Genomic DNA, 5,338 nt, shown 5'->3' with positions numbered 1-5,338 from the left:
GCCAGCTCGACAGGCTCAGTTCGATAACGGCGATCAGCGTGCCGTCCGGGTCGAGGGGGCTCGGGGATCGGCTCAGATCGTTCAATTTCTGCATGGGGCCCTCCATCGGTTCACATCAGCAACGATGGATGCAATATCCTCGCCGCCGCCCCATAGCTCCTCCCTTGGAGGCTTGCGGACGCCGGCCCCGTGCGCACCGCCCCACCGTCATGGGGCCGGCATCCGAAACCCTTCACAGCAGCGGACATCCATAGGTCAAAGCTCGGTGGTTCGGGAGGCTTCTCACAGCGATCAGCTTGGATGAAGCTTTGGCCAGAAGTATACGTCAACCTGACTCAATGTTCCGGCTTGCGTCGCGTTGGAATCGCCGAAAAGCGGTGGCTGTTTTCGCGGTGGCAAGCCAAATCGCACGGGCTTTTCCATCCAAACGGATCAGGCACGCCAATTGGTACGCTTGGCCCGTCTCGGCCCGTTAGATCATGTGAATACGACGGGGCGCCAACGAGCGTCCGTCTGGATGTCATGGGCCACCCTGCCAGGGGCGCGAGGAGGGGCTAGTGTTCATGACAGGCATGCCATTACCGCCCGCAGCGATGCGCCTCATGTCCAACCTACAGTGAAGCAGCCCGAAAATGGATCTGCTCTACTGCCACTTCCTGACACGAACTAATTGACTCCGTGCAAGACGTTATTCCGGAAGGTCGAAATTCTTTAACCTTGCTCCAACGTTCGGCGAGGCATAGCCTCCTAGTCGCAATTAGTTCTCGGTCCCAATTAACGGAGGGAACAGTGGCATATTCACGCACCTTTTGCATCGTCGTTGCTGCCGTTCTGACGGCGGGGCTCGCATAGTATGACTAGGCGGTAGCGCCTCGACAGATGAACGAAATGACACAGTGGTTGGAGGAACAGGGGCTGGGCGCCCTAGCGGAGCCATTCGCAGCTAGTGACCTCGACCTGGATATACTTCAAGATCTTACTGATGAGGAGTTGAAGGGACTCGGCGTCTCGCTGGGCCACTGTAAGAGGCTCAAAAAAGCCTTATCAGCGCGAAACACGGCGTGCCTGTCAACTTCTCCAGCATTGGCCGCGGACCGCCAGGCCGCTGCATCGTTGGTGCACGTTGGGCCCGAGCGAAGGCATTTGACGGTTATGTTTTGCGATTTGGTCGGGTCGACCTCGCTATCGACGCGCCTCGATCCTGAGGAACTGCGGGAGGTGATTGATGCCTATCAAAAGTGGTGCGCAGACGTAGTCAGTCGTTTCGGCGGTTTCATAGCCAAATACATGGGCGACGGCGTGCTCGTTTACTTCGGCTATCCCCGGGCAAATGAAGACGACGCCGAACGGGCTGTCCGAGCGGGCCTCCGTCTGGTCGAAGTGCCTTTTAAACTTCGTGCTGAGATCGATTTCAACCCGAAGATCCGGGTTGGAATCGCATCCGGCCTTGTGGTCGTGGGCGAACTCCTTGGCGAAGGCATGGCGCAAGAGCAAGCCGTTGTAGGGGAGACGCCTAATCTCGCGGCGCGGCTTCAAGCTGTCGCGGAGCCGAACGCGGTCGTTATTGCGCCAGCGACGCATCGCCTGCTAGGCGAATTGTTCGAATACACCGATCTCGGCGCGCACGAGCTGAAGGGCTTCGCCCACCCGGTGCGGGCGCGCCAAGTATTGTGCGAGAAGCCCGCGGATAGTCGCTTCGAGGCGACGCGTGCAGCGGTGCTCACCCCACTTGTCGGCCGTGACGTCGAGATTTCGATGTTGTTGGAGAAGTGGCAGCAGGCGATGGATGGGGAGGGGCAGGTGGTGCTGCTCTGCGGCGAGCCTGGGATGGGAAAGTCGCGCATGACTCAGGCGCTGCACGAACGGCTCGCGGCCGAGCCACGGACACGTCTGCGCTATCAATGCTCGCCTTACTTCGCGAATACTGCCCTGTATCCGTTTATCGATCAGATGGAGCGCGTCGCCCACATCGGGCGCGACGATACCACGGATGCTAAGTTGGATAAGTTGGAAGAGATGTTTGCGCCGATGGGCATCACCGAAGAGGAGTTACGCCTATTCGGCGGCATGCTGTCGATTCCAACCTCCGGCCGTTACCCTGCGCTTGAAATAAGCCCTCTGCGGCAGAAGGAGAAGCTCATCGAGGCGGTTGCAAGATCGATCGTCAAAGTTTCTTCCCGCCTGCCGACGCTATTGGTATTTGAGGATGCGCACTGGAGTGATCCTACCAGCATAGAAGCACTTACTGGCATAATCGAAAATGTGCAGCGCGCGCGCGTTCTAGTTGTAATCACCTACCGGCCTGAGTTCAAACCGAGCTGGGGCAGTTATGCTTGTGTCACGACTCATTTCATCAACCGACTTGCCCGCCGGTACGGAACGGCGATTGTCGAGCAGCTCACCGCTGGGAAGCCGCTGCCGCCACAAGTATTAGCGCAGATCGTCGCAAAGACCGATGGTGTACCGCTTTTTGTCGAGGAGTTGACCAAGACGGTGCTCGAATCCGGCCTGCTCGTCGACAAAGGTGACCACTACGAAGTGGAAGGACCACTGCCACCGCTCGCGATCCCGGCGACGTTGCACGATTCCTTAATGGCCCGGCTCGATCGCTTAGCGCCGGTCAAGGAAACAGCGCAGATTGGAGCCGCATTGGGGCGCGAGTTCTCCTATGAACTTATCTCGGCGATTTCGCCGCTGCCAGACAAGGAGCTTCTCGACGCGCTCGATCAGCTAACCCGGTCAGAGCTAATCTACCGGCGAGGTACTCCACTCGAGACAACATACGCATTCAAGCACGCGCTGGTGCAAGATGCCGCCTACGAATCCTTGCTCAAGAGCAGACGACAACAACTCCACACCAAGATTGCAAAAACTTTTGAAGAACGGTTCCCGCAGGTATTGGAGAGCGAGCCCGAGCTGGTAGCACACCACTGCACGGCTGCTGGGATGGCAAAGCCGGCCGTCCTCTATTGGGCCAAGGCGGGCAGGCGCGCCATGGAGAACTCAGCCTATCTTGAGGCCGTCGGGCATCTGCGGAATGGCTTGGCAATGGTGCGCGAACTTCCACCTTCGGCGAAGCCTGCAGAGCAGGAACTCATGTTGCTGAACCTGCTTGCTACGCCGTTGATGTATACAAAAGGCTACGCAGCGCCCGAAGCTCGCGAGGTCTACGAGACAGCACACCGGCTGTGCGAAACCGCCGGCGAAAGCGTACACATCTTCCAGGCGCGTTGTGGCGTGTCGACTTACCACATGGTCCGTAGTGAACTCGATCGAGCGCTCGAACTCTCTGAAGAAATGTTGCGTCAGGCCGAGGCGCAGTGCGAGGAAGGGGCGATCCTCGAATCTCACCGGCTCACTGGCCTCAACGCGCACTATTGCGGCCAGTTCAAGAAATCGGCGGCGCATTGCGATAGCGTCCGTAGCCTGTTCGATCCTACGCACCATCGTCATCTGGCCCTCGTTTACGGCCAAGATCACCGCATGTCGAGCTGCGTAATAACCGCCCAAGCGACGGCGGCTCTTGGCTATCCCGACCAGGCGCGGCGCTGGCGGCTCGAGGCTCTGGCTGAGGCGCAACGCACGAGCCATCATTTCAGCCGCGCCTACGCTCGCTCAATGACTCTGACGACGCTCCAGTATCTGCGCGACACCGAGGGCTTGCGCCACGCTATCGAGGAGGCGGTCGCCTATGCCACCGAACAGAGCATCGTATTCTGGCTCCTTTATGCACGTTTCTTCCACGGCTGGGTCCTGCTCGAGGACGGGAAGTCCGCCGAGGCGATTTCTTTGCTGCGGGAGTCCATCGCTGCTTATCGCGCGACCGGATCCGAAGTCCAGGTTCCGCATGCCATGACGGCACTGGCGCAAGCCCTAGTTCGGACCGGAGCGATTGACGAAGCGTTCGACGTGCTTGCACAGGTACTCGAACAGATAGCCCGCGGCGGCGAGCGCCATTATGAGGCTGAGACCCATCGCATTCGGGGCGACTTGCTAGCAAGCACGAGCAATGATCCGGACAGAGCCGAGTCGGCTTATCTTCAGGCACTCACCATTGCGCGGCGCCAGGAGGCGAAGCTGTTCGAGCTGCGTGCGGCAACGAGTCTCGCGCGCCTTTGGCATCGCCACGCCAGGACGGCCGAGGCCCGGAATTTGCTCACCCCCCTCTATGGCTGGTTTACTGAAGGTTTCAACGAAGTCGACCTTCAAGACGCCCGCGCCGCCTTGAAAGAACTCGAAGCGTCATGAGCTAAAAGTGGCGGGAGGATAGCATGCTGTTTTTCGTGAACGTACTCATCGATCCTAAGAATTTGTCATTTGAGGCGATGTGGGATGTCTGGGAGAAGGAAACAGAAGCCGCGATAGGCGCCAAGGGCGTGGGCAAAATTGTCAACCTATGGAAGGTCGCTGGACAACGCCGTATATTAGCTATCGTTGACGTCGAGTCCCATGACGAGATGGACCGGATTTTCATGGGCACCCTTCCAATGGCGCATTATCTTGAGTTCGAGCAAATACTTCCTATCCGCGAGTATGAAGGTTTCGCTGACGATGTGAGGAAGCGCTGGAAGGTGTAACGCTCAGCCTTTCATACAGTGGACTAACACCAGGCCTGTTCGATCCCAGACCAAAATCTTGATCCGGTCCGCTCGTTTCGATCGGAACACGAAGGCTGCACCGCTGAACGGGTCGGGGCGAAGCATCTCCTGCACCTTCGCCGCAAGTCCATCGTGGCCACAGCGGAAGTCGATCGGCCGCGTCGCGATGTAAATCTTCAGATCGCACCGGCCGCGATCATCCTGACGCTCGCACTGCGCGGATCACCCGGGACAGCTGTTCGGCATCAATGGCCGTATCCGTCCGCAGCACGATATCGCCGATCGCGATCTCAAGCTTGATCGCCGGAACCGGACGCTCCTCCAACGCACCTTTCACGACCAGCGGCGCGAATGCCGGCTGCGACGCCTCGCACGGCGCCAACATGCCCCGCTGTCGAAACCGCCGTCGCCAATCGTAGATCTGCCAGCGCGTCACTCCGTGCTTGCGCGCCACCTCGGACACCTGGGCACTCGGTAGCAGACTCTCGGCGACGATCCGAGCTCGCTCAGCATCGGAACGCACGCGACGTCCCGAGGGCCCTACAAGAACCTCCAGCCGGCGCCAGCCACCCAAGCCCATGCCGCCACAGCCACGCAAGCGCCGCCGAAGAGGCGACGGAAACCAGTCCCGTCCAGAAGATTGCGCATACCGGTGAAGGCGACCACGCTGACCGGCGCATGGAGACCGCGTGATCCGGTCGATGACGACCAGGGCGGCGCACGAGCTTGATGGCGCCGTT

At 59.5% G+C, this 5,338-nt stretch carries 4 protein-coding genes; 2 read left to right on the top strand and 2 right to left on the bottom strand.

What is annotated here, in order from left to right; translation table 11 throughout:
- The first annotated feature begins 879 nt into the window (after positions 1–879).
- Positions 880–4,248 (top strand): adenylate/guanylate cyclase domain-containing protein, encoded by a 3,369-nt coding sequence (locus tag IVA82_RS43230; protein WP_247387819.1) that lies wholly within the window; start codon positions 880–882, stop codon positions 4,246–4,248.
- A gap of 23 nt (positions 4,249–4,271) precedes the next feature.
- On the top strand, positions 4,272–4,577 hold the full coding sequence (locus IVA82_RS43225) for a muconolactone Delta-isomerase family protein (RefSeq protein ID WP_247387821.1): 306 nt from the start codon (positions 4,272–4,274) through the stop codon (positions 4,575–4,577).
- Between the two features lie 217 nt (positions 4,578–4,794).
- Here the strand turns inward: IVA82_RS43225 and IVA82_RS43220 are convergent, their stop codons facing one another.
- Both IVA82_RS43220 and IVA82_RS43215 read right to left on the bottom strand, forming a co-directional pair.
- Positions 4,795–5,178, bottom strand: a complete 384-nt coding sequence (locus IVA82_RS43220; RefSeq protein ID WP_249815747.1) for a transposase — start codon at positions 5,176–5,178, stop codon at positions 4,795–4,797.
- On the bottom strand, positions 5,139–5,338 hold a 200-nt coding region (locus IVA82_RS43215; protein ID WP_247387823.1), incomplete at its 5' end, for a hypothetical protein. The genes IVA82_RS43220 and IVA82_RS43215, both read right to left, overlap by 40 nt.

The sequence above is a fragment of the Bradyrhizobium sp. 142 genome (assembly GCF_023074015.1).
Taxonomy (GTDB): domain Bacteria; phylum Pseudomonadota; class Alphaproteobacteria; order Rhizobiales; family Xanthobacteraceae; genus Bradyrhizobium.
This window is presented reverse-complemented; position numbering and strand designations above follow the sequence as displayed.

Excerpts from the sequence above, each read along its gene's own strand:
- IVA82_RS43230 (WP_247387819.1), top strand. The coding sequence starts at position 880 with ATGAACGAAATGACACAGTGGTTGGAGGAACAGGGGCTGGGCGCCCTA.
- IVA82_RS43225 (WP_247387821.1), top strand. The coding sequence starts at position 4,272 with ATGCTGTTTTTCGTGAACGTACTCATCGATCCTAAGAATTTGTCATTT.
- IVA82_RS43220 (WP_249815747.1), bottom strand. The coding sequence starts at position 5,178 with ATGGGCTTGGGTGGCTGGCGCCGGCTGGAGGTTCTTGTAGGGCCCTCG.